This window comes from Allobosea sp. CRIB-10, assembly GCF_900112185.1.
GTDB lineage: Bacteria > Pseudomonadota > Alphaproteobacteria > Rhizobiales > Beijerinckiaceae > Allobosea.
Genome location: NZ_FOKP01000022.1, coordinates 25225 through 45613 on the forward strand (window position 1 = coordinate 25225; position 20389 = coordinate 45613).

The window sequence follows — 20389 nt, forward strand, 5'->3', positions numbered from 1 at the left end:
GGCTAGCTCAGCCCAGCGTCGCGCTCAAGCGGGAACAGGCTCGCGTGAACAGCGCGCCGGGCTTCACGCCGGCCTGCTTCATCATCCACCAGGCGCAGCAGAGATTGGACGAGAGCAGCGGCGGGGCCGAGTTGTCAGCGCGCCCCAGCATGGCCGGCAAGGTGATCATGCCGGTGCCGCTCATGACGATGGCGTCGATGCCAGCGGTCTCGACCTGGCGCAGGGCCTCCTCGACCTCCTCCGCTGTCAATTCATAGGCGCGGAAGGTCTCGGAGACCTTGACCACCTGCGCGACGCAGAAGCCGGCGCCGGTCCAGTAGCCGGCGGCCTCCTCGGTCAGCCAGGCCGGATAGGGCGAGAACAGGCAGATGCGCCTGGCGCCGATCGCTGTCAGCGCATGGCGGATCGCGCCGCTCGCGGTCTCGACCGGAAAGCCGGCCGCGGCCGTGAGCCTGGCCGCCAGGGCATCGTCCTCGCCGGCGCCGAGCCGATAGCTCGGCCCGGTGAGCGCGACGGTCGCGGCATCAAGCTTCAGGCTGCCGAAGGTCTTCAGCGCCGGCTCATAGGAGGCGATATAGGCGCGGTTGCGCTGTTCCAGCGTGGTGTCCGGCATCACCGGCAGGCGCGTGGCGTAGAGCCGGGCGCCAGTGGAGATCAGCCGGTTCATCTCCGGCTCGACAGTTGGGTTGGCCGGCGGGACGAGCACGCCCAGAGCGGGCTGCGTGGCGAGTTCAGCGAGATCCATGGTGTCCCTCAGGCGGCGCGGGCGGGGCGCTCGAGCATGTCGAGCATCGCGGCAGCGGCGAGATAGTCGATGGCGCTGCTGCGCGAGGCGGCGAGCTCGCGCACCTTCTGCAGCCAGTCCTCGCCGCCAGCGACATTGCGGTCGGTGCGCGGGATCAGCATCTCCTCGGCGATGCGCTTGCGCTCGGCCGCGGCCGCGACGACGAGTTCCGGCCGATGCTCGCGCAGAGCGCGGATCATCGCTTCGGCGAGCGCCTTAGCGTCGTGGATGCCGCAATTCATGTTCATGCCGCCGCGCGTGTTGGTGACATGGGCGCCATCGCCGGCGAGGAAGGCGCGCCCGACATGGTAATGCGAGGCGACGCGGCGGCTGGCGCCGTAGACGTCGCGGCCGAGCACGGTCGGCGGCGTGGTCCAGCTCGGCATGACCTCGCGGATGCGGTCGGCGAACCAGCCGTCCTGCAGCGCGGTCTCGTCCGGCACATCGCCCGGCACGCGGATGATGATGCGCCAGCAATCCGGCATCTTGAGGAAGCTCAGGGATTTGCCGCCATTGTGCAGATAGGTGATCGGCGCGATCCCCGGCAGCACCGCCTCGAGATCGTCAGAGGTCATCACGCGCAGGACCTTGTGCGGATAGACCATGCCGTCGAAGGCGATGCCGAGCGCCTCGCGCACGGTGCTGCGGGCGCCGTCGGTGCCGAGCAGATAGTCGGCGGCGATGGTCAGCTTCTGCCCGTCGCGATCGGCGGTGACGGAGACGCCGTTCCCATCCTGCGTCAGCGCCTCGAAGCCCGTGCCGAACAGCACGCGGGCATTGGGATGTGCCTCGATCTTAGCCAGCAGCAGCGGCGTCAGGCGCGCCTGCTCCAGATGCAGCCGGAAGGGGAAGGGGGTGCGCTCGGACAGATCGGCAAGGACGAACTCGGCGAAGGCGCCGTTCGGCGTGCGGTACTGGATGCGCTTTACGATCTCGCCCTCGGCCAGCATCGGCGTGAGCACGCCGAGCTCGTCGAGGATCTCCAGCGTCGCCGGGTGGAAGGTCGAAGCCTTGGAGGCGGCGGTGAGGGCGGCGCGCTTTTCGAGCACGACGACGTCGACGCCCGCTCTGACAAGGATCAGGGCCGCGACGAGGCCGACGGGGCCGGCGCCGGCTACGATCACTTGCGTTGTCAGGCTGGTGGTCATGGGCGTCCTCCGCAGCGGCGCCATGCGCCGCGCATCTATTTGTATTAAGTATGCTACTTAATATGTTTTGGCAAGAGCGACCGGGAGTGGTCGTCAGGTCTCTTCGGGGCCGAGGGCGAGGCAGTTCGCCGTTGCCCAGCCGACCGGAATGAGGTCGCCGCGCTGCAAGGCGGGCAGGCCGTCCCGGAAGGTCAGGCGGGCGGTGAAGCTGTCGGAGCCGCCGAGGCGCAGGCGCAGGCGGGTGTGATCGCCGTAATAGACGAGCTCCTCGATCAACGCGTCGAAGCGGTTCTCGCCGGCGGCGGCCGGGCCGATCAGGACCTTTTCGGGACGCAGCGCCAATACGGCTTGTGCGCCGACCGGCAGGTCGGTGCCGGCCATGGCGCGGACCTCGCTGCCATCGGAGAGACGCAGCCGGCACTGGGCGCCGTCGCGGGCGGCGATGGTGCCGTCGAGCCTGTTGTTCTCGCCGATGAAGGAGGCGACGAAGGCGTTGGCCGGCTTCTCGTAGATATGCGTCGGCGGCGCGAGCTGTTGGATGCGGCCGTGATGGAAGACGGCGACGCGGTTCGACATGGTCAGCGCCTCGCCCTGATCATGGGTGACATAGACGACGGTGACGCCGAGCCGCTCGTGGATGTGCTTGATCTCGAGCTGCATGTGCTCGCGCAATTGCTTGTCGAGCGCGCCGAGCGGCTCGTCCATCAGCACGAGCTTGGGCCGGAAGACCAGAGCGCGGGCGAGCGCGACGCGCTGCTGCTGTCCGCCGGAGAGCTGGGTCGGGCGCCGGTCGGCGAGATGGCCGAGCTTGACCATGTCGAGCGCGCCGCGAACCCTTTCCTCGCGCTCGGCCCGGCCGACGCCCTGCATCTCCATCGGGAAGGAGAGGTTGGCGGCGACGCTCATATGCGGGAACAGCGCGTAGTTCTGGAAGACCACGCCGATACCGCGCCGATGCGCGGGGACGTTGTTCAGCGGGCGGCCGTCGAAGGTGATGGTGCCGCCGGACGGGTCCTCGAAGCCGGCCAGCATCATCAGCGTCGTGGTCTTGCCTGAGCCGGAGGGGCCGAGCAGCGTGACGAACTCGCCGCGCTCGACGGCGAAGTCGAGCGACTTCACGACCTGCGTCGCGCCGTCATAGCTCTTGGTGACCTTGTCGAAGACGATGATGGGGTCGCTCATGCCAATACTCATGCGGTCGGGCCGGAAGGGGAGGCCCCGCGAGCCTGCGCGCGCTTGCGGATGAATTCGTTCAGGGCCAGCAGCAGCACAGAGAAGAGGATCAGCAGCACGGCGGCGGCGGCGATGGTCGGGCTCAGGAACTCGCGCAGGCCGGCATACATCTGGCGCGGCAAGGTGAACTGGCCGGGGCTGGCGATGAACAGCGCCACGATCAATTCGTCGAAGGAGGTGGCGAAGGCGAAGAGCGCCCCCGTCGCCACGCCCGGCGCGATCAGCGGCAGTACGACGCGGCGGAAGGCGATGGCCGGATTGGCGCCGAGGCTGGCGGCGGCGCGCAGCAGGTTCGGGTCGAAGGTCTGCAGCGAAGCGAGCACCGTCAGCAGCACGAAGGGCACCGACAGCACGGTATGGGCGAGGATCAGGCCGGTCAGGGTCGAGCCGAGGCCGACGAGCGACAGCGAGAAATACATGGCGATCGCGGTGACGATGACCGGCGTCACCATCGGCAGCGACAGGATCGCGAGCAGCAGCGCCTTGCCGGGGAAGCGACCGAGGAAGATGCCGAAGGCGGCGAGCGTGCCCAGCAGCGTCGCCAGGATCATGGTGGCGATGCCCACGACGAAGCTGTTCCAGGTGGCGCTGAGCCAGCGGCTCGAGGTGAAGAAGTCCTCGTACCAGCGCAGCGAATAGCCCGGCGTCGGCAGCACCAGCAGTTCGCCCGAGGAGAGCGAGAGCGGGAAGACGACGACGATCGGCGCCACCAGGAAGAGCAGGATCAGGGCCGTGACGAGCGCGAGGGCGAGGCGTCCGGCCGAGAGCTTGCGCGCTGGGGAGGGGGAGGCGGTGCCTGCCATCGCTCAGACCTTCACATTGCCGGAGCGGAAGCCGGGCACGATCAGCCGCGCGACGATGACGAGCAGCGCGGTCATGACCATCAGCAGCGTCGCCAGCGCGGCCGCCATGCCCCAGTTCACCGAGGTGTTGGTGAAGAAGGCGATGAAGTAGCTGACCATCTGGTCGCCTGAGCCGCCGACCAGGGCCGGCGTGATGTAGAAGCCGACCGAGAGCATGAACACCATCAGCGATCCCGCGGCGACGCCTGGCATGGTCAGCGGCAAATAGATGCGCAGGAAGCGGCGCCAGCCCGGCGCGCCAAGCGAGGCGGCGGCGCGCATATAGTCCGGCTTGATCCCCTTCATCACGCCGTAGAGCGGCAGGATGGCGAAGGGCAGCAGCACATGGACCATGGCGAGATAGACGGCAAAGCGGGTGAAGATCATCGTCAGCGGCTGGTTGACGATGTCGAAGGCCATCAGCAGCGCGTTGATCGGCCCCTCGCGCTGCAGGATGATGAACCAGGCCGTCGTCCGGACCAGGATCGAGGTCCAGAACGGGATCAGCACCAGCATCATCCCGGCATTGGCCCAGCCCTGCGGCAGGATCGAGAGGGTATAGGCGACCGGATAGGCCAGCAGCGCGCAGATCACCGTGACGATCAGGCTGATCTCGAAGGTGCGCCAGAACAGCGGCAGGAAGACCGCGTCCTCGGAACCGGCATGGACGATGCCCTTGTCGGTCGGGCGCATATCGAGCGAGCGCAGCAGATAGAGCGAGGTCCAGGGGCCGGTCGCGCGCTTGAACAGGCGCCAGAGCTCGGGCTCGCCCCAGCGTGGATTGAGCGCGATCAGGCTGTCTTTCACCGGCGGAGCCAATCGCGCCGAGGCACGGGCGGCCTGCAGCAACAGGCTGCGCAGGCCGGTCTCCTCGAAGTTCAGGCGGCTGAGGACGGCCCCGGCCTCCTGGTTCTGCTGCGCGGCGCGCAATTCCTCGACGATGGCGGCGAAGGCCTCGTCGGGCGGCAGGTCTTTGCCGTCCCAGGCGCGCAGCAAGGCGGCGGTGCGGGGCAGGGTGGTCGAGAACTCGGAATCGTCGACCGCCCGATAGAGCGTCGCCCCGAGCGGAACGAGGAAACTCAGCGTGACCAGGAGCAGGAGGGGCGCGATCAGCGCCGCCGCCAGCAGGTTCCGTCTTGACATGCCGAGCCCCCGTGCCCGCGTGGCGGCTTACTTGGCCAGCCAGGCGTTGAAGCGGGCCTCGAGATCCTCACCGTGCTCGACCCAGAACTCGGTGTTGATGAAGAGCCCTTCCTTGGCGTGGTTGGCGACCATGCCGGGGTTCTTCTTGATGATCTCGGGGTTGTTGGCGACGGCCGCGTTGGCCGGCGACACCGCCCAGTCCTGCGCCAGGCTGGTCAGCGGCTTCTCGTCGGTCATGTAGCTGATCAGCTTCATGCCCTCGGCCTTGTTCGGCGAGTTGCGCACCACCGTCCAGTAGTCGAACGAGAACAGCAGCGTGTTCCACTGCACCGGGTATTTGGCGCCGCCTTCGTTGGCGCGGATCGTGCGCCCGACATAGCCGACCGCATAGGCGGCCTCGCCCGAGCCGATGAGCTGCAGCGGCTGCGTGCCCGACTTCCACCAGACGACATGCGGCTTGATCTGGTCGAGCTTGGCGAAGGCGCGCTTCTGCCCGTCTGCTGTGGCCAGCACCTTGTAGACATCGGCAGCCGGCACGCCGTCGGCGAGCAGGGCGATCTCAAGCGTCATCTTGGCGCCGGAACGCAGCGAGCGCTTCCCGGGGAACTTCTGGACGTCCCAGAGTTCGGCATAGTTCGCCGGGCCGGTCGCGGTACGGGCCTGGTCGTAGAACAGGCTGACGCCCCAGCCGACGGCGCCGGCGCCGCAGGCGGTGGTGCCGCCGGGAATGAACTTCTTCTGGTCGATGACGCTCCAGTCGAGCTTCTCGAAGACGCCGTCCTCGCAGCCGCGGGCGAGCTCGGGCGCCTCGACCATGATCACGTCGTAGGTGACGTCGTTCGACTTCACCATCGAATAGATCTTGGCCATCTCGCCGTTGTAGACGTCGTCGGCGACCTTCACGCCTTTCTCGGTTGCATAGCCCTGGAACAGGTGCTTGCGGGCATTGTCCTGGAAGCCGCCGCCGAAGCCGACGACCATCAGGTCGCGTGCCTGGGCAGGAGCCGCTGCCGCGGCCAGTCCGAGCGCGAACAGCCCCGCGCAGGCAAATCTCGTCGTCTTCATGCTCATCCCCTCGTTCTTATGGATATCAAGCCCGGGTTTCGACGGCCATCGACGGCAGCCCAGCTGCCACGTCAAGCCGCCTGCCACCCACGTGACAAGCGTATTGGTATTTTTGATATGATGATGATACATATCTGTCAACGGCAACCCGACGCCGTGCTCTCCAGGGACCTCCGATGACCGCAGCCACGCTCTCGCTCGATCCGATCTCGCCCGCGATCCGCCCGACCCAGCAGGATCCGGACCAGCGCTATCGCTATCAGCATTACATCGATGGCGCCTTCGTCGATCCGGCGAGCAATGCTTGGCTCGAGACCTCCGATCCGGTGACCGGCGAGGACTGGGCCTGGGTGGCGCGCGGCGATGGCGCCGACGTCGAGCTGGCGGTCACGGCGGCGCATCGCGCCTTCTCGGAAGGGGCCTGGCCGGCCCTGTCGGCCTCGGGCCGCGGCGCGCTGATGCGCAAGCTCGGCGACCTCATCACCGAGAACGCCGACTGGTTGGCGCGGGTCGAGATGCGCGACAACGGCAAGCTCTTCGCCGAGCTCTCGATGCAGATGCGCTACATGGCGAACTATTATTACTACTATGGCGGGCTGGCCGATAAGATTGAAGGCACGGTGATCCCGACCGACAAGCCCGGCGTGTTCAACTACACCAAGCCCGAGCCGATCGGCGTCGTTGCCTGCATCATGCCGTGGAACTCGCCGCTGCCGCTGACCAGCCTGAAGCTGGCGCCGGCTCTGGCCGCCGGCTGCACCGTCGTGCTGAAGCCGTCGGAGTTCACCTCGGCCTCGCTGCTCGAATTCGTCAAGCTGGTCGAGGCGGCCGGCTTCCCCAAGGGCGTCGTCAACGTCATCACCGGCTATGGCGCCGAGGTCGGCGACGCGCTGATCAGCCATCCTCTGGTCGAGCGCATCGCCTTCACCGGTGGTCCCGAGGCCGGGCGGATGATCAACGAGAAGGCTGCCCGCCACATGAAGCGGGTGACGCTGGAGCTCGGCGGCAAGTCGCCGAACATCATCTTCGACGACGCCGAGCTCGACGAGGCGGTGAAGGGCGCCGTCGCCGGCATCTTCGCGGCCTCGGGCCAGACCTGCGTCGCCGGCTCGCGCCTGCTGGTGCAGGACACGATCCACGATGCCTTCGTCGAGCAGCTTAAGGCCTTCATCGCCGATGTCAGGTTCGGCCATCCCTCCGATCCGGCGACGCAGGTCGCGCCGATCTCGACCCGGCCGCAGCTCGAGAAGATCAAGTCCTATGTCGAGATCGCCAAGTCCGAGGGCGCGAAGCTCGTCGCCGGCGGCGAGCCGGCTTCGGTGCCGGGCTACCCGAAGGGGCTGTTCTTCAAGCCGACCATCTTCGTCGATGTGAAGAACAGCATGCGCATCGCCCAGGAGGAGGTGTTCGGCCCGGTGCTTTCGGTGATCCGCTTCAAGGACGAGGACGAGGCGGTCCGCATCGCCAACGACACGCAGTTCGGCCTTGCCGCCGGCATCTGGACGCAGTCGATGCGCCGGGCGCTGACCATGGCGAACCGCGTCCGCGCCGGCACGGTCTGGGTCAACAACTACCGTTCGACCAGCACGACCTCGCCCTTCGGCGGCTTCAAGATGAGCGGCGTCGGCCGCGAGGGCGGCATCGCCGGCATCAGGGAATACATGGAGACCAAGAGCGTCTGGATCTCGACGGCGACGGACATCCCGAACCCGTTCATCCGGCGCTGACGCGCCAGGCCGGCAGCGGCACTCCTCAGGAGGAGCCGCTGTCGGTGATCATCGCCTTCCAGGGCGTGCCGAGATTCTCGCCGTCGATCGAGTATTCGACGCGGTACTCGTAGCGATCGGGCCGGTAGCGCGCCTGCAGCAGCTCGACCAGGCGTCCGTCCGCGTCACGGACGTGACGGGTCATCGCGACGAGCGGCGTCCCAATCGCGATGTCGAGATGCGGCGAGACGTCGGAATCGGCGAGCACGGCCGTGATGCGCTCCTCGAAGCGTGCAAGCTCGACGCCGGCCGCGGCGAGCGTCGCGGAGACCGGCAGCGAGGAGATCGCGGTCCGCGGCACCAGGGGGGCGAGGTCGGCGGGAAGATAGCAGATCGTGTGCGAGATCGGAGACCGCTCATCGCTGCGGACACGGGCGATCCGCAGCAGCTCGGCGCCCTCGGCGACGTCGAAGGTCTGCGCGAGCAAGGGCGAGGGCCGCACGAACTCGTAGGTCAGCAAAGCGATCTTGGTCTTGCGTGCGAGCGAGATCTGGTTGTTGAGCAATTGGCTCGACGGGCTGCCGGCTTCCTCGGTCGGCGCCAGGGGGAAGGTGCCGCGCCCGCGCTGGCGCAGGACGCGCCCCTCGCGCTCCAGCCGCTCCATCGCCTTGCGGATGGTGACCCGCGACACGCTGAAGGTCTCGGCCAGATCGTCTTCGCTCGGGATCGGCGTGCCGGCCGGATAGGAGCCGTCCATGATCTTCTGGAGCAGGATGACGTAGACGCGGTGATAGAGCGGAATGACGTCCCGCTCCGACGAAGGCCGCTCCGCCGCCGTGCTCGTCTGCGGTCTCGCCATGGATTGCCTTTCCGGATTCGTCGTGGGGAATCGCTAGCATGTATGGTCTGGAATACCAATTGGGCCACTACGCGCGGAAGTATGTTGTATTATGTTTATATCATTGATACTTATTGGCGTGTTTTGACGCCCAATTGACGCCTATGTGAGACGAGCGATGAAAGACAGCCTCGACGCCGCAGACCGCCAGCGCTTCGCCGGCTCCTATGCGCATCGCAAGGGCGCGCTGTCCCATCTCGCTTATGGCGTCTCCTCGACTCCGCGCGCGACGCAGAATCCGGTGGCGATCGCGGTCGAGCGCGGCGAGGGGGCCCATGTCGTCGACGTCGACGGCAACCGCTTCATCGACTACGCACTCGGTTACGGCCCGCTGATCCTCGGCCATACGCCCGCCTCCGTGATCGCGGCCATCCAGAACGAGCTGAGCCATGGCCTGAGGACAGCGAGCGTGCATCGCGGCGAGGCCGAGCTGGCGGAGCTGATCGCGGCCTGCGTACCGTCAGCTGAGCAGACGAGCTTCGTCAGCACCGGCACCGAGGCGATCCAGCTCGCTCTGCGCGTCGCGCGCGCCGCGACCGGCCGCGTCAAGATCGTGAAGTTCCGGGCCAATTATCATGGCTGGGCCGACGGCATCCATGTCGGCAATGCGATCGGGCAGGACGGCGCCTCGGCGCTCGGCCAGGACCCGCAGGCGGCCCAGAGCGTGACGCTGCTGGACTGGGGCGATGCCGAGCAGGTCGAGGCTGTGCTCGATTCCAGCTTCGCCGCCGTCATCGTCGAGCCTGCCGCGATCAATGGCGGCTGCTTCGAGCCGCCCGCCGGCTTCCTGGAGCGGCTGCGGACGGCAACGCAGCGCTGCGGAGCGCTGCTGATCTTCGACGAGGTGATCACCGGCTTCCGCCTCGCCCTCGGCGGCGCGCAGGAACGCTATGGCGTGACTCCCGATCTCAGCGTGCTTGGCAAGGCGCTCGGCGCCGGCCTGCCGATCAGCGCCGTCTCGGGCAGCCGCGCGGCGATGGAGGTCCTGTCGAGCGGGCGGCTGATGCATCGCGGCACCTTCAACGGCAACCCGCTTTCGGTCGCGGCCGCCATCGCCTGTCTCAAGGTGCTGCAGACCGAGCGCGGCGAGATCTACCCGCGCATGGACGGATTCGCGGCGCGGCTGTGCCGGTTCCTGAACGATCAGGCCGCCCGCCGTAACGCTCCGATCCGGGCGCGCGAGGTCGGGGCGGCCTTGCAGATATTCTCCGCCACGGCCCCGGTCGAGACGCTGCGCGACACGGCGAAGGTCGACAAGGACAAGACGCTGCTGTTCACCGGCGCGCTGCTCAGGCAGGGGGTGATGACCCTGCCGCGCGGCCTCTGCTATCTTTCATCGGCGCATAGCGAGGCTGATATCGCGGCGACCGAGACTGCGATCGCGGTTGCGATGGAGACGATGGCGCAATCGACGGCAGCCTGAGGCGACGCAACCCCCCTTGTGGGCAGGCGATCGCATATGCACTTTTTTGAGCCCTCATCCTGAGGAGCGGACGTCAGTCCGCGTCTCGAAGGATGAGGGTTGAGAAAGGCGATCGTCCTCCCAGGAGAGAGGGCGGGCTGCGCCGCTGCCTCAGGCCTGCAGCATCTTGAAGTGGCTGCAGAATTCCCGGTAGCTCGACTGCAGGATCTTCTCGCCGCCGCGGACCTTCAGGGTCTCGGCGACGGCAAGGCCGAGCTCGCGCGCCTGGTCACCGTGCTCATCCTGAGACGCCACGACCCGCTCATGGCCGTCGAGCGAGGTGATCTGGGCCTGCAGGCTCAGGCGCTCGTTCTGCCAGTTGCAGACGGCGCCGACGGGCAGGCTGCAGCCGGCGCCGAGCGTATGCATCATCTCGCGCTCGGCATCGACCTCGGCCCGGGTCTGCTTGCACTCGATCGAGCGCAGGATTTCGACCAGCTCGGCATCCTCGCTGCGCGCCTCGATGCCCAGCGCACCCTGGCCCACGGCATAAGGGAACGCGACGGGGTCGAGGAATTCCGAGGTCTTGCTGCCGAGGCCGAGGCGCTCCAGCCCGGCATGGGCGAGGATGACCGCATCGAGCGCGTCGTCCCCTTCGATCTTGGCGAGCCGCGGGCCGATATTGCCGCGGATCGGGACGACGGTGACGTCGGGCCGCAGGCTCAGGATCTGCGCGCGGCGGCGCAGCGATCCGGTCCCGACCCTGGCGCCCTCCCGCAATCCTTCGAGCGTCGAACCGCAGAGGACGTCGCGAGCATCCTCGCGCTTCGGCACCGAGGCCAGCGTCAGGCCATCCCGAAGCACGGTCGGCAGATCCTTGAGGGAGTGGACGACGAAGTCGACGTCCTTGCGGAGCAATTGCTCCTCATGCTCGGTGGTGAAGACGCCGATCATGCCGAACTGATGAAACTCAGAGACCCTGTCACGGTCGGCGACCGTCGAGATCGGGCAAATTTCGAACTCGATATGCGGGTGCAACGCCTGAATTGAACCAATTACAAAGTTGGTTTGCGTCATGGCAAGGGGGCTGCGGCGGGTGCCAACGCGAAGAAGCATAATATCTGTAACCTGTTTGCGCCGTGCACGCGCGATTGGGCCTCCGTCTAGCAGCTGCGATCCCGGAGCGAAAGTGCGGCACATTGCCGGCTTTCAGGCCAACGGGAGCTGTTGGCGGAGCGCTTGAAAAGCGTTTGGATCGGCTGACGAGACTCAGCTTCGCGAGATCGAGGGCTGCGCATGAAACTGGCAGGTAAGACCGCCTTGGTCACCGGGGCAGGCAAGGGGCTCGGCCTCGAGATCGCCCGTGGGCTCGCAGGGCGCGGTGCGCATGTCGTGCTGCATGGGCGCAAGCCCGCCGAGCTGGATGAAGCGATGCATGCTCTGGCCGCCGATGGCGCCAGCGTCTCCACGCTCGTTGCCGATCTGGCCGACGAGGCTTCGACCGCAGCTGCCTGCCGCAAGCTCGTGGAGGAACGGGGGAGCGTCGACATCCTCGTCAACAATGCCGGTGTGCGCGACCGTCGCCCGCTCGATCAGCTCGACCGCGCCGCCTTGCGGGCTTTGCTGGAGGTCAATCTCGTCGCGCCGTTCGATCTGGTGCGGCAGCTGGCCCCGCACATGCCCGATGGCGGGCGGATCGTGAACATCACCTCGATCGCCGGACCGATCGCCCGGGCAGGCGATCCCGGCTATATCGCAACCAAGGGCGGGCTCGATGCGCTGACCAAGGCGCTCGCCGCCGAACTCGGCCACCGCGCCATCACCGTCAACGCCGTTGCACCGGGATTCTTCGCGACGGAAGCCAATTCAGCCCTGGTCGCGGACCCCGGCATCGCCGAACGCTTGTCGCATCGCACCTCGCTCGGACGCTGGGGCGTGCCGAAGGAGCTGGTCGGCGCGGTCGTGTTCCTGTGCTCGCCGGAGGCGTCGTTCATCACCGGTGTGACACTGCCGGTCGATGGCGGCTATCTCGCGCATTTCTAGCTTGGAGCGCCGATTCGCCTGTGCAGGCGCGGAATGTCGGGGTGATCGGCAGGGGGCAATTTGGTGGCGGAGGGCTTCAGGCCCTCCGCCCGGTCTCGATCGGCTAGCTCCAGAAGCCGGCCTGGTGGTCGCGCGGAGAGAACGTCTCAGCGACGTCCTGCTGCTGCGCTTCGTGGTTGTCTTCGTGGTCGTGCTCTGTCTCGAGCGCACACTCACACTCGTGCCGTTCCAGCATGGATCGCTCCTTTCGAAACGTGGGAGGTTGCTTCGGCACGGATTAGATATGAACTATTGCTGCGCTGCACAAGTTTTCTGAGCGGATGCGGGATGACGTGCGCGCATGGAACAAAATCAAAAACCCCGTGAGATCAGCTGCTGTCGGCATCCTTCGGGCTAGCCACGGTCGCCGATTGCTGTTCCGCGGCGCGGTCGAGACAAGCGGCCATCTCGGCAGTGCCCCATTTGAATTTCGAGCATTGTTCGGTGCCGACCGTCAGATTCCGGGCGACACCGCTGGGCTGGTTGCTCCCGCCGCAGCCGGCGAGAGCTATGGCGATGACCGCGAGTACAATGCGCATGTTTGCCCCTCCTTTCCGAGTGCGTCAGTCGAGCAGGCGCATGAGGCGATAATTTGATCTTTCTCGCACGGAGCGCGATCAGGCGCTTGCTCGATGCGATCGTCGCGCCGGATGCCTGCCGCGATCCACTGTCTCGAAGGAAAGCACAGCTCCATTGGCTCGATCGTCTGTCCATATGGTGGGCGATCAGGCCATTTTGTGGTTGGCAGAGTGGGAATGGATTGGCAGGGCACTGGCGAGGCTTGCCGGGTCCGTGTCACAGGATGGTGGCGAGAGAGGCTGAGATCGCCTTCACGGTGTCCCGGACCTTCTCGATGAAGATCCCGGCGCGCGCCTCGTCGTAGCGATAGAGCGGGATGCTCAGGCTGACCGCCCCGACCGGACGCCCCGAGCGGTCGAGGATCACGCCGCCGAAGCAGCGGATGTCGGACTCGTTCTCCTCATTGTCATAGGAGTAGCCGCGCGCCCGCGTCTTCTGGATGTCGGCGTTCAGCGCATCGGCATCGGTGATGGTGTTGCGCGTGCGCGGCTGCATGGCCAGCCGCTCGATCAGGGCGCGGCACTGCTCCGCCGGCAGCGCCGCGAGATAGGCCTTGCCCACGGATGTCGAGTGCATTTCGACGCGCATGCCGATCCGCGACATCATGCCGACGGTACGGGGGCTTTCGAGCTTGTCGATATAGACCATGCCGTCGCCGCTCGGGACGGCGAGATGCACGGTCTCCTCCGTCGCATTGCGCAGGGCTTCGATATGCTCGCGCGCCACCGAGCGAAGATCGGAGGTCTCCCAGCTCTTCGAGGCCAGGTGAATCAACCGGTGGCCGAGCTGGTAGGTCCCGTTGTCGAGACTTTCGGCGATGAGCCCTTCGGCGAGCAGTGCTGTCACGATCCGGTACAGCGTGCCGCGCGGATAGGGCAGGAGCTTGGCGAGCCTGGCGATATCCAGCTTGCCCGGCGCGTCGGCGATCGCCTGCAGCACGACCATGAACTTCCCGAAAGACGCGGTGCCCTGAACCTGCGAGCGCGCCGGCTCCGCCTGTGTATCCAACGACCCCGTGTCCACGGCGGACATTCCTTCGACCGAGCTTGACAAGCAAACTCTCTCCTATCGATAATGTGGGCAATGTGACCACATAGTGGTCAAACACGCAATCGGCCTTCGTCTCATGCTGCCCTGCTTAGGCTTCGCCAAGGAGGTCCGCAACCGGGACGAAAAGGCGGATTCGGGAGGAAAACATGACGAACTCGACGCAGGCCGGCGCCGCTGCGGACGAAAAATGGATTCCGTACAGGAAGCCGCAGCCGCTTGAATCCCCGCCGGAGCTGGTGATCCCCGATGCGATCCCGACCGACGAGCGCGTCTGGGTGCCGGTCGAGGAGAACGTCTGGTTCCGGCCGCTGCTGATGTGCGCCTCGCGCGGCTACTGGATGAACCTGCTCAAGGTTCGCAAATCCGGCGTGCTCTCGCGCCATCGCCACCCGCTGCCTGTCCACGGCTTCGTGCTGAAAGGCGAGTGGCGCTATCTCGAACATGACTGGGTCGCCCGCGAGGGCGGCTATGTCTACGAGGCGCCCGGCGAAACCCACACCCTCGTCGTCGACGCGCATGTCGAGGAGATGATCACGCTGTTCCAGGTGAACGGCGCCATGATCTATGTCGACCCGGACGGCAACACCGTCGGCTATGACGACGTGTTCACCCGCATCGACAAATGCCGTGCGCACTACGCGAGGAACGGCCTGGGCGCCGATTTCATCGATCAGTTCATCCGCTAGCAGAGCCAGCTATGACTGACGAGGCCGTCAGCTTCTCGCCGTTGCCCTACAGGCGCACGCTGGCCGCGGTGAAGTTCATCGCGCCGCTGCTGGCGCTGGTCGTGCTCTGGCAGGCTGTCGTCACCGTCTTCGCCGTCGATCCGCGTGTCTTCCCGAGCGTGCCGACGGTCTTGCGGGCCGGCTGGAGCACGATCGTCGACGGCACGCTGGTCGCGCATGTCGGGGCGAGCCTGTGGCGCGTCACGGTCGGCACGGTGATAGCGATCCTGACCGCCGTGCCGCTCGGCATTGCGATGGGCGTGAGCAAGGGCGTCTCGGCCTTTCTGACCCCGCTGTTCCGGTTCTTCTCCGTGCTGGCCGGCATCGCCTGGATTCCGATCGCGACGCTGTGGTTCGGCTACGGCTTCGGGGCGATCACCTTCGTCATCTTCAACGCGGTCTTCTTCGTCGTCGCCTACAACACGCTGATGGGCGTCTCGACGATCCCGATGCCGCTGCGCCATGCCGCCGCCGCGCTCGGCGCCAATCGCTGGCAGATGCTGACGCAGGTCCTATTACCCGGCGCGCTGCCCAATATCGTCACCGGGATCCGCACGGGGATGGGCTTCGCCTGGCGCGGGCTGATCGCGGCCGAGATGATCGCCACCAATGTCGGCCTCGGCTACATGCTGTTTCTCGCCCGCGACTTCTACCGGACCGAAGTCATCGTCTTCGCGATGATCGTCATCGGCGTGATCTGGCTCGTCCTCGACCGCTTCCTGCTCGCGCCACTCGAACGCGCGACGGTCGAACGCTGGGGGCTGGTCCAGTCATGATCGCTCCGCTCCAACTCCTCTGGGGCTATTACATGCGCTGGACGGTGCGCTGGCCGGCTCTCGCCGCCTTCGTGCCCTTCCTCCCGCTGATCGCGCTCTGGTCCCTGATCGTCTCGCTGGGCGTGTTCCCGCGCGCCTTCCTGCCCGGGCCGCTCGACGTGCTGAGCAAGGGCTGGGCCCTGCTCTACAAGGGCATCCTGACCGACTATCTCGCCGACAGCCTGGCGCGCCTGGCCGTCGGCGCCGCGGCCGGCATGGCGATCGCCATTCCCCTGGGCGTGTTCATCGGCCTCAACCGCAGGGCCTATGAGATCAGCTGGCCGATCCTGCTGTTCTTCCAGGCCATCGGCGACATCGCCTGGCTGCCGATCCTGCTCGTCTGGTTCGGCTTCGGCTTGACGACGATGACCTTCGTCATCGTCTACACCGTGCTGTTCCCGGTGGTGCTGAACACCGTCCTCGGCATCCGCACCGTCAAGCCAGAGCTGCGCCGGGCCGCGCAGAGCTTGGGCGCCTCGCGCACGCGCATCCTGTTCGAGGTGATGCTGCCCGGCGCCCTGCCGAACATCATAACCGGCTTGCGCAACGGGCTCGGCTATGGCTGGCGCGCTCTGATCGCCGCCGAGATCATCGTCGGCACCAGCGGGATCGGCTTTCTGATGTTCGATGCGCGGCGGGCCGGGTCGGTCGAAGAGATCGTCGTCGGCATGATCGTGCTCGGAGTGCTCTGGTACATCGTCGATAGCTGGCTCCTCGCGCCGATCGAGCGGGCGACGGGACAGCGCTGGGGATTGGTGACGACATGAAGAGCCTCGTCCTGGAGAACCTGTCCAAGACCTATTTCGACCCCTACAGGGGCACGCAGTTCACCGCGATCAAGGACGTGTCGCTGCAGGTCGGCGAGGGCGATTTCGTCGCGGTCGTCGGACCGTCCGGCTGCGGCAAGTCGACGATCCTCAACATGATCGCCGGCTTCGTGCCGATCTCGGGCGGGCGCATCCTGGTCGATGGCCATCAGGTCAAGGGTCCCGGGCCGGACCGGGGCGTGGTCTTCCAGTCGCACGCGCTGTTCCCGTGGAAGACGGTGGCGGAGAATGTGACCTTCGGACCGAAGATGCGCGGCGTCGGCAAGGCGGAGCGCGCCAGGATCGCGGACGAGTATCTCGCGCTCGCCGGGCTTTCGCATGCGGCCGAACGTTATCCGAACGAATTGTCCGGAGGCATGCAGCAGCGCGTCGGCGTGGTCCGCGCGCTCGCCAACAACCCGGATGTGCTCCTGATGGACGAGCCTTTCGCCAGCGTCGACGCCCAGACGCGGATGACCTTGCAGGAGGAGCTGACGCGGATCTGGGAGGAGCGGCGGCCCACCGTAGTGTTCATCACCCACGACGTCTCCGAAGCGGTCTTCCTCGCCAACCGGGTGGTCGTGCTCTCGAAAGGCCATGTGCTGGCGGAGGTCGCGGTGCCGCTCGCGCGTCCGCGCTCCTGGACCAGGCTGGTCGAGGACGACGGCTTCAAGGCCCTGTCGAACCAGGTCCTGCAATTGGTGCGCTCGGCATGAGCGTGCTCCGGGAGGCGATCACGTCGACCCGCGGCAGGATCGTCGCCGCCGTGATCGTGGCGCTCATCGGCTGGCAGGCCTGGCTCAGCCTGGCCGCGGCCGGAAAGATCGCAGCGGGGTTCCCCGAGCAGGGCAGCCGTCTTAACGCCCTCGTCACGCTGCCGTTCCCGCCGGAACGCTTCCACATCCAGAAGTTCCAGCAGATCGGACGGGTCTCGGGGACAAAAGGAAATTCCGTGCAGGTGCGCGGGGTCAACAGGGCGGAACTGAAAACACTGGCGAGGCCCTTCTGGGTCTCGAAGGTGGAGCCGCTCACATAGGGAGGAGGAGAAAGATGATCAGACGACTTGCATTGGCCGTCGGGTTGGCGCTCGCGATACCGTTCGCCGCGAGCGCGCAGGAACTCGTCAAGCTCAAGGCCGGCATGGTCTCGGGCATCGACCAGCTCGGCCTGGCGATCGCGCTCGAGCAGGGCTTCTTCGAGAAAAACGGGCTGGACGTCACCATCGCCAATCCCTTCGCGACCGGCGTCGATGCGCTCAACGCGCTGCAGGCCGGCCAGGTCGACACGGTGCAGGTCGGCGTGCCGATGATCGGCGCCGTGGTGCGCGGCATGGATCTGGTCGCGCTCGGCAACTATAGCGGCAACGCCGCCCAGCTCGGCTCCGACACCACGGTGGCGCTGGTCGCGCGCGACGGCTCCGGCATCAAGGCCGGCGACCTCTCGACGATCAAGGGCAAGAAGATCGCCGCCTCGTTCGGCACGATCAACCATCTCTACATCCTGGCGCTGATCGAGGCCGCCGGGCTCAAGGTCGCCGACGTCCAGCTGGTCAACACCCCGCCGCCCGACATGACGGTCGCGCTGCTGTCGAAGGGCATCGACGCCTTCGTCGGTTGGGACCCGTGGCCGATCGTCGCCCAGAAGGACGTCCCCGGCGCCTATCAGGTCGTTCGCGGCGGCAACCACATCTCCTATATCGGCTTCAATGTCGGCCTACGCGCCTGGGTCGCGAAGAACGGTGAGACGATCAAGAAGTTCCTGGCCGGGCTGTCGGAGGCCGACAAGTGGATGCGCGCCAATCCCAAGGACGCTGCCCAAACCGCCACCCGCTGGATTCCCGGCCTCGATCCGGCCGTCGCGGAGAAGGCGATGGCCTTCAACATCCAGCAGGCCGACCGCCGGCTGTCGGCGAACAACTACGCCGCGCTGCACAGCGCCGTCGCGACGCTCAACCGCCTCGGCTTCATCGACAAGACCTTCGACGTGAACAAGCACATGAATGCGAGCTATATCGTCGACGTGATGAAGACCAAGCCCGAGCTGTTCTCCGATCTGCCGAAGATTCCCGAGGCGGCGATGATCGGCGATGGCTACGTCTTCACGCCGAAGAACTGACCAATGGCCCTGCCGCTCCTTCGGGCGGCAGGGTAACCACTCGCGCCGCCGGCGCGGACAAGAAACGGTCGAGAACCGCATGACGATTTCCCCCGATCCGCAATGGGCCCGCCCGTTCTTCGCCGAGCGGCAGGTGTTGGTCACCGGCGGCACCTCCGGCATCGGCGCCGCCATCGCGGCGGGCTTCGCCGGGGCGGGCGCGCGTGTCTTGGCGACGGGCGCGACGCAGGCGGAGGTCGAGGCAGCCACCGGGCGCAGGGTGTCCGGTGTCGAGCATCGCCTGCTGGACGTTCGCGATGGCGGCGCGGTCACGGCGTTGCTGTCGTCTTTCGCCACGCTGGACGTCGTGGTCAATTGCGCCGGGATCATCCGGCGCGGCGACGAGCTCGATCCCGAGGTCTTTGCCGCGGTAATCGACGTCAACCTGACCGGCTCGATGCGGGTCTGCGCCGCGGCGCGGCCGCTCCTGGCCAGGACCGGGCAGGGCGCGATCATCAACCTCGCCTCGATGCTGACCTTTCAGGGCGGCGGCCTGGTTCCCGGCTACTCGGCCAGCAAGGGCGGCATCGGCCAGATGACGAAGTCGCTGGCGATCGCCTATGCGTCCGACGGCATCCGCGTCAACGCGATCGCCCCGGGCTGGATCGCCACGCCCCTGACCGAAGCGCTCCGGAGCGATCCCGAGCGCAGCGGCCCGATCCTGTCCCGGACCGCGCTGAAGCGCTGGGGACAGCCCGACGACATCGTCGGCGGAGCCCTGTTCCTGGCATCACCGGCCGCATCCTTCGTCACCGGGGTGATCCTGCCGATCGATGGCGGCTATCTCGCCGGCTGATCGACATTCGGCACTGAACAAGCGAACTGGAAGCAAGATGCACATCATCAGCTATCTCACCACCATCCATTTCGGCGCGGGCGCCCTGGCCTCGCTGCCGGGCGCGATGCAGGATCTGGGCATCTCGCGCCCGCTGCTCGTCAGTGACCATGGCATCGCCTCGACCGGGCTGCTCGAGCGCGTGACGTCACTCATAGGCAAAGATGTCCCGACCTTTCTGGACGTGCCGACCAATCCGACCGAGAGCGGGGTCCAGCAGGCGCTGGCGCTCTATCGCGAGAAGGGCTGCGACGGCGTCGTCGCCTTCGGCGGCGGTTCGCCGATCGACCTCGCCAAGGGCGTCGCACTGCTGGCGACGCATCCCGGCGAGCTCGCGCACTATGCCGGCATTCTCGGCGGCATTCCGCGCATCACCGCGGCGGTCGCGCCCCTGATCGCCATTCCGACGACGGCGGGCACAGGCTCGGAGGTCGGCCGCGCCGCGCTGATCACGCTCGACGACGAGCGCAAGCTCGGCTTCATCAGCCCCCATCTCATTCCCAAGCGCGCCATCTGCGACCCCGATCTGACGCTCGGCCTGCCGCCTTTCCTCACCGCCGCGACCGGTCTGGACGCACTGTCGCACTGCATCGAGACCTATCTCTCGCCGCGCTATAATCCGCCGGCCGAAGCGATCGCGGTCGACGGCTTCGCGCGCATCTGGGCGGCCCTGCCGAAGGCCTTCGCCAACGGCGCCGACGCGGAGGCCCGCAGCGAATTGATGATGGGCGCGCTGCAGGGCGGCATGACCTTCCAGAAAGGGCTGGGCGCGGTCCATGCGCTGAGCCATGCGCTGGGCGGCATCAAGTCGCTGAAGCTGCATCACGGCACGCTGAACGCGATCCTGATGCCGCCCGTCTTGCGCTGGAACGCCGATGCCGCGCCCGCCAAGATCGCGCGCTTGCAGGGAGTGGCCGGGGTGAGCGATCTCGCCGCTGCGCTGGAGCGCCTCAACCGCGAGCTCGGCCTGCCCGCGACCTTGTCGGAACTCGGCGTGACCCGGGCGATGTTCGACTGGATCTGCGAGCGGGCGCTGGCCGACCACAGCCACCAGACCAACCCCAAGCCGTTGAGCGCCGCGGATTATGCAGAGATCCTCGACAGCGTGATGTGAACGCTCGC

Annotated in this window: 21 protein-coding genes; 11 read left to right on the plus strand and 10 right to left on the minus strand. The window is 66.8% G+C overall.

The genetic code is table 11. From position 1 onward, the window contains the following. Positions 1 to 7: 7 nt before the first annotated feature. The 6 genes from BMZ69_RS22970 to BMZ69_RS22995 form a co-directional block, all read right to left on the minus strand. The gene (locus BMZ69_RS22970) at positions 8 to 745 is read right to left on the minus strand and encodes a maleate cis-trans isomerase family protein (RefSeq protein WP_092161194.1); all 738 of its coding nucleotides are present in this window, start codon (positions 743 to 745) and stop codon (positions 8 to 10) included. 8 nt (positions 746 to 753) lie between these two features. Further along, positions 754 to 1932 carry an FAD-dependent monooxygenase gene (locus tag BMZ69_RS22975; RefSeq protein WP_175506936.1) on the minus strand — a complete coding sequence of 393 codons (1179 nt, stop codon included), beginning with the start codon at positions 1930 to 1932 and terminating at the stop codon, positions 754 to 756. Positions 1933 to 2025: 93 nt separating this feature from the next. Then, positions 2026 to 3114, minus strand: coding sequence for an ABC transporter ATP-binding protein (locus BMZ69_RS22980; protein WP_092161211.1), 1089 nt, complete (start codon positions 3112 to 3114; stop codon positions 2026 to 2028). Positions 3115 to 3122: 8 nt separating this feature from the next. Further along, complete coding sequence (locus tag BMZ69_RS22985) at positions 3123 to 3968, minus strand: ABC transporter permease (protein WP_092161213.1); 846 nt, start codon at positions 3966 to 3968, stop codon at positions 3123 to 3125. 3 nt (positions 3969 to 3971) lie between these two features. Beyond that, complete coding sequence (locus BMZ69_RS22990) at positions 3972 to 5150, minus strand: ABC transporter permease (RefSeq protein ID WP_092161214.1); 1179 nt, start codon at positions 5148 to 5150, stop codon at positions 3972 to 3974. Between the two features lie 27 nt (positions 5151 to 5177). Then, positions 5178 to 6215 (minus strand): extracellular solute-binding protein, encoded by a 1038-nt coding sequence (locus tag BMZ69_RS22995; RefSeq protein WP_175506937.1) that lies wholly within the window; start codon positions 6213 to 6215, stop codon positions 5178 to 5180. Between the two features lie 176 nt (positions 6216 to 6391). On the opposite strand from BMZ69_RS22995, the gene BMZ69_RS23000 reads away from it, so the two are divergent. Further along, a complete protein-coding gene (locus BMZ69_RS23000) occupies positions 6392 to 7942 on the plus strand; it encodes an aldehyde dehydrogenase (protein WP_092161216.1) in 1551 nt (516 codons plus the stop codon). Between the two features lie 25 nt (positions 7943 to 7967). On the opposite strand, the gene BMZ69_RS23005 is transcribed toward BMZ69_RS23000, so the two are convergent. Continuing rightward, positions 7968 to 8780, minus strand: coding sequence for a GntR family transcriptional regulator (locus BMZ69_RS23005; RefSeq protein WP_092161217.1), 813 nt, complete (start codon positions 8778 to 8780; stop codon positions 7968 to 7970). A gap of 157 nt (positions 8781 to 8937) precedes the next feature. On the opposite strand from BMZ69_RS23005, the gene BMZ69_RS23010 reads away from it, so the two are divergent. Next, complete coding sequence (locus BMZ69_RS23010) at positions 8938 to 10242, plus strand: aspartate aminotransferase family protein (protein ID WP_092161218.1); 1305 nt, start codon at positions 8938 to 8940, stop codon at positions 10240 to 10242. A gap of 150 nt (positions 10243 to 10392) precedes the next feature. Here the strand turns inward: BMZ69_RS23010 and hemC are convergent, their stop codons facing one another. Next, the gene (gene hemC, locus BMZ69_RS23015; RefSeq protein ID WP_092161220.1) at positions 10393 to 11337 is read right to left on the minus strand and encodes a hydroxymethylbilane synthase; all 945 of its coding nucleotides are present in this window, start codon (positions 11335 to 11337) and stop codon (positions 10393 to 10395) included. 180 nt (positions 11338 to 11517) lie between these two features. Here hemC and BMZ69_RS23020 point away from each other — a divergent pair, with 180 nt between their 5' ends. Beyond that, positions 11518 to 12264 (plus strand): SDR family oxidoreductase, encoded by a 747-nt coding sequence (locus tag BMZ69_RS23020; protein WP_092161222.1) that lies wholly within the window; start codon positions 11518 to 11520, stop codon positions 12262 to 12264. Between the two features lie 368 nt (positions 12265 to 12632). On the opposite strand, the gene BMZ69_RS23025 is transcribed toward BMZ69_RS23020, so the two are convergent. Beyond that, positions 12633 to 12842 carry a hypothetical protein gene (locus BMZ69_RS23025; RefSeq protein ID WP_092161224.1) on the minus strand — a complete coding sequence of 70 codons (210 nt, stop codon included), beginning with the start codon at positions 12840 to 12842 and terminating at the stop codon, positions 12633 to 12635. A gap of 256 nt (positions 12843 to 13098) precedes the next feature. Then, positions 13099 to 13890 carry an IclR family transcriptional regulator gene (locus BMZ69_RS23030; RefSeq protein WP_210188077.1) on the minus strand — a complete coding sequence of 264 codons (792 nt, stop codon included), beginning with the start codon at positions 13888 to 13890 and terminating at the stop codon, positions 13099 to 13101. A gap of 188 nt (positions 13891 to 14078) precedes the next feature. On the opposite strand from BMZ69_RS23030, the gene BMZ69_RS23035 reads away from it, so the two are divergent. The 8 genes from BMZ69_RS23035 (at position 14079) to BMZ69_RS23070 (ending at position 20381) form a co-directional block, all read left to right on the plus strand. After that, positions 14079 to 14618 (plus strand): 2,4'-dihydroxyacetophenone dioxygenase family protein, encoded by a 540-nt coding sequence (locus tag BMZ69_RS23035; RefSeq protein ID WP_092161227.1) that lies wholly within the window; start codon positions 14079 to 14081, stop codon positions 14616 to 14618. 11 nt (positions 14619 to 14629) lie between these two features. Continuing rightward, positions 14630 to 15433, plus strand: coding sequence for an ABC transporter permease (locus BMZ69_RS23040; RefSeq protein ID WP_092161228.1), 804 nt, complete (start codon positions 14630 to 14632; stop codon positions 15431 to 15433). Next, positions 15430 to 16239 (plus strand): ABC transporter permease, encoded by an 810-nt coding sequence (locus BMZ69_RS23045; RefSeq protein ID WP_092161229.1) that lies wholly within the window; start codon positions 15430 to 15432, stop codon positions 16237 to 16239. Before BMZ69_RS23040 ends, BMZ69_RS23045 begins: the two co-directional genes overlap by 4 nt. Beyond that, positions 16236 to 16994, plus strand: coding sequence for an ABC transporter ATP-binding protein (locus BMZ69_RS23050; protein WP_092161230.1), 759 nt, complete (start codon positions 16236 to 16238; stop codon positions 16992 to 16994). Before BMZ69_RS23045 ends, BMZ69_RS23050 begins: the two co-directional genes overlap by 4 nt. Continuing rightward, the gene (locus BMZ69_RS23055) at positions 16991 to 17314 is read left to right on the plus strand and encodes a hypothetical protein (RefSeq protein WP_175506938.1); all 324 of its coding nucleotides are present in this window, start codon (positions 16991 to 16993) and stop codon (positions 17312 to 17314) included. The genes BMZ69_RS23050 and BMZ69_RS23055 overlap by 4 nt, the downstream gene beginning before the upstream one ends. A 14-nt stretch (positions 17315 to 17328) precedes the next feature. Further along, positions 17329 to 18393: an ABC transporter substrate-binding protein gene (locus tag BMZ69_RS23060; RefSeq protein ID WP_092161231.1), complete on the plus strand. Its 1065-nt coding sequence runs from the start codon at positions 17329 to 17331 to the stop codon at positions 18391 to 18393. A gap of 79 nt (positions 18394 to 18472) precedes the next feature. Then, entirely contained in the window at positions 18473 to 19228 is a 756-nt protein-coding gene (locus BMZ69_RS23065; protein ID WP_092161232.1) for an SDR family NAD(P)-dependent oxidoreductase, read from the plus strand. A 37-nt stretch (positions 19229 to 19265) separates the two neighbouring features. Beyond that, complete coding sequence (locus BMZ69_RS23070; RefSeq protein ID WP_092161233.1) at positions 19266 to 20381, plus strand: iron-containing alcohol dehydrogenase; 1116 nt, start codon at positions 19266 to 19268, stop codon at positions 20379 to 20381. The last annotated feature ends 8 nt before the right edge of the window (positions 20382 to 20389 follow it).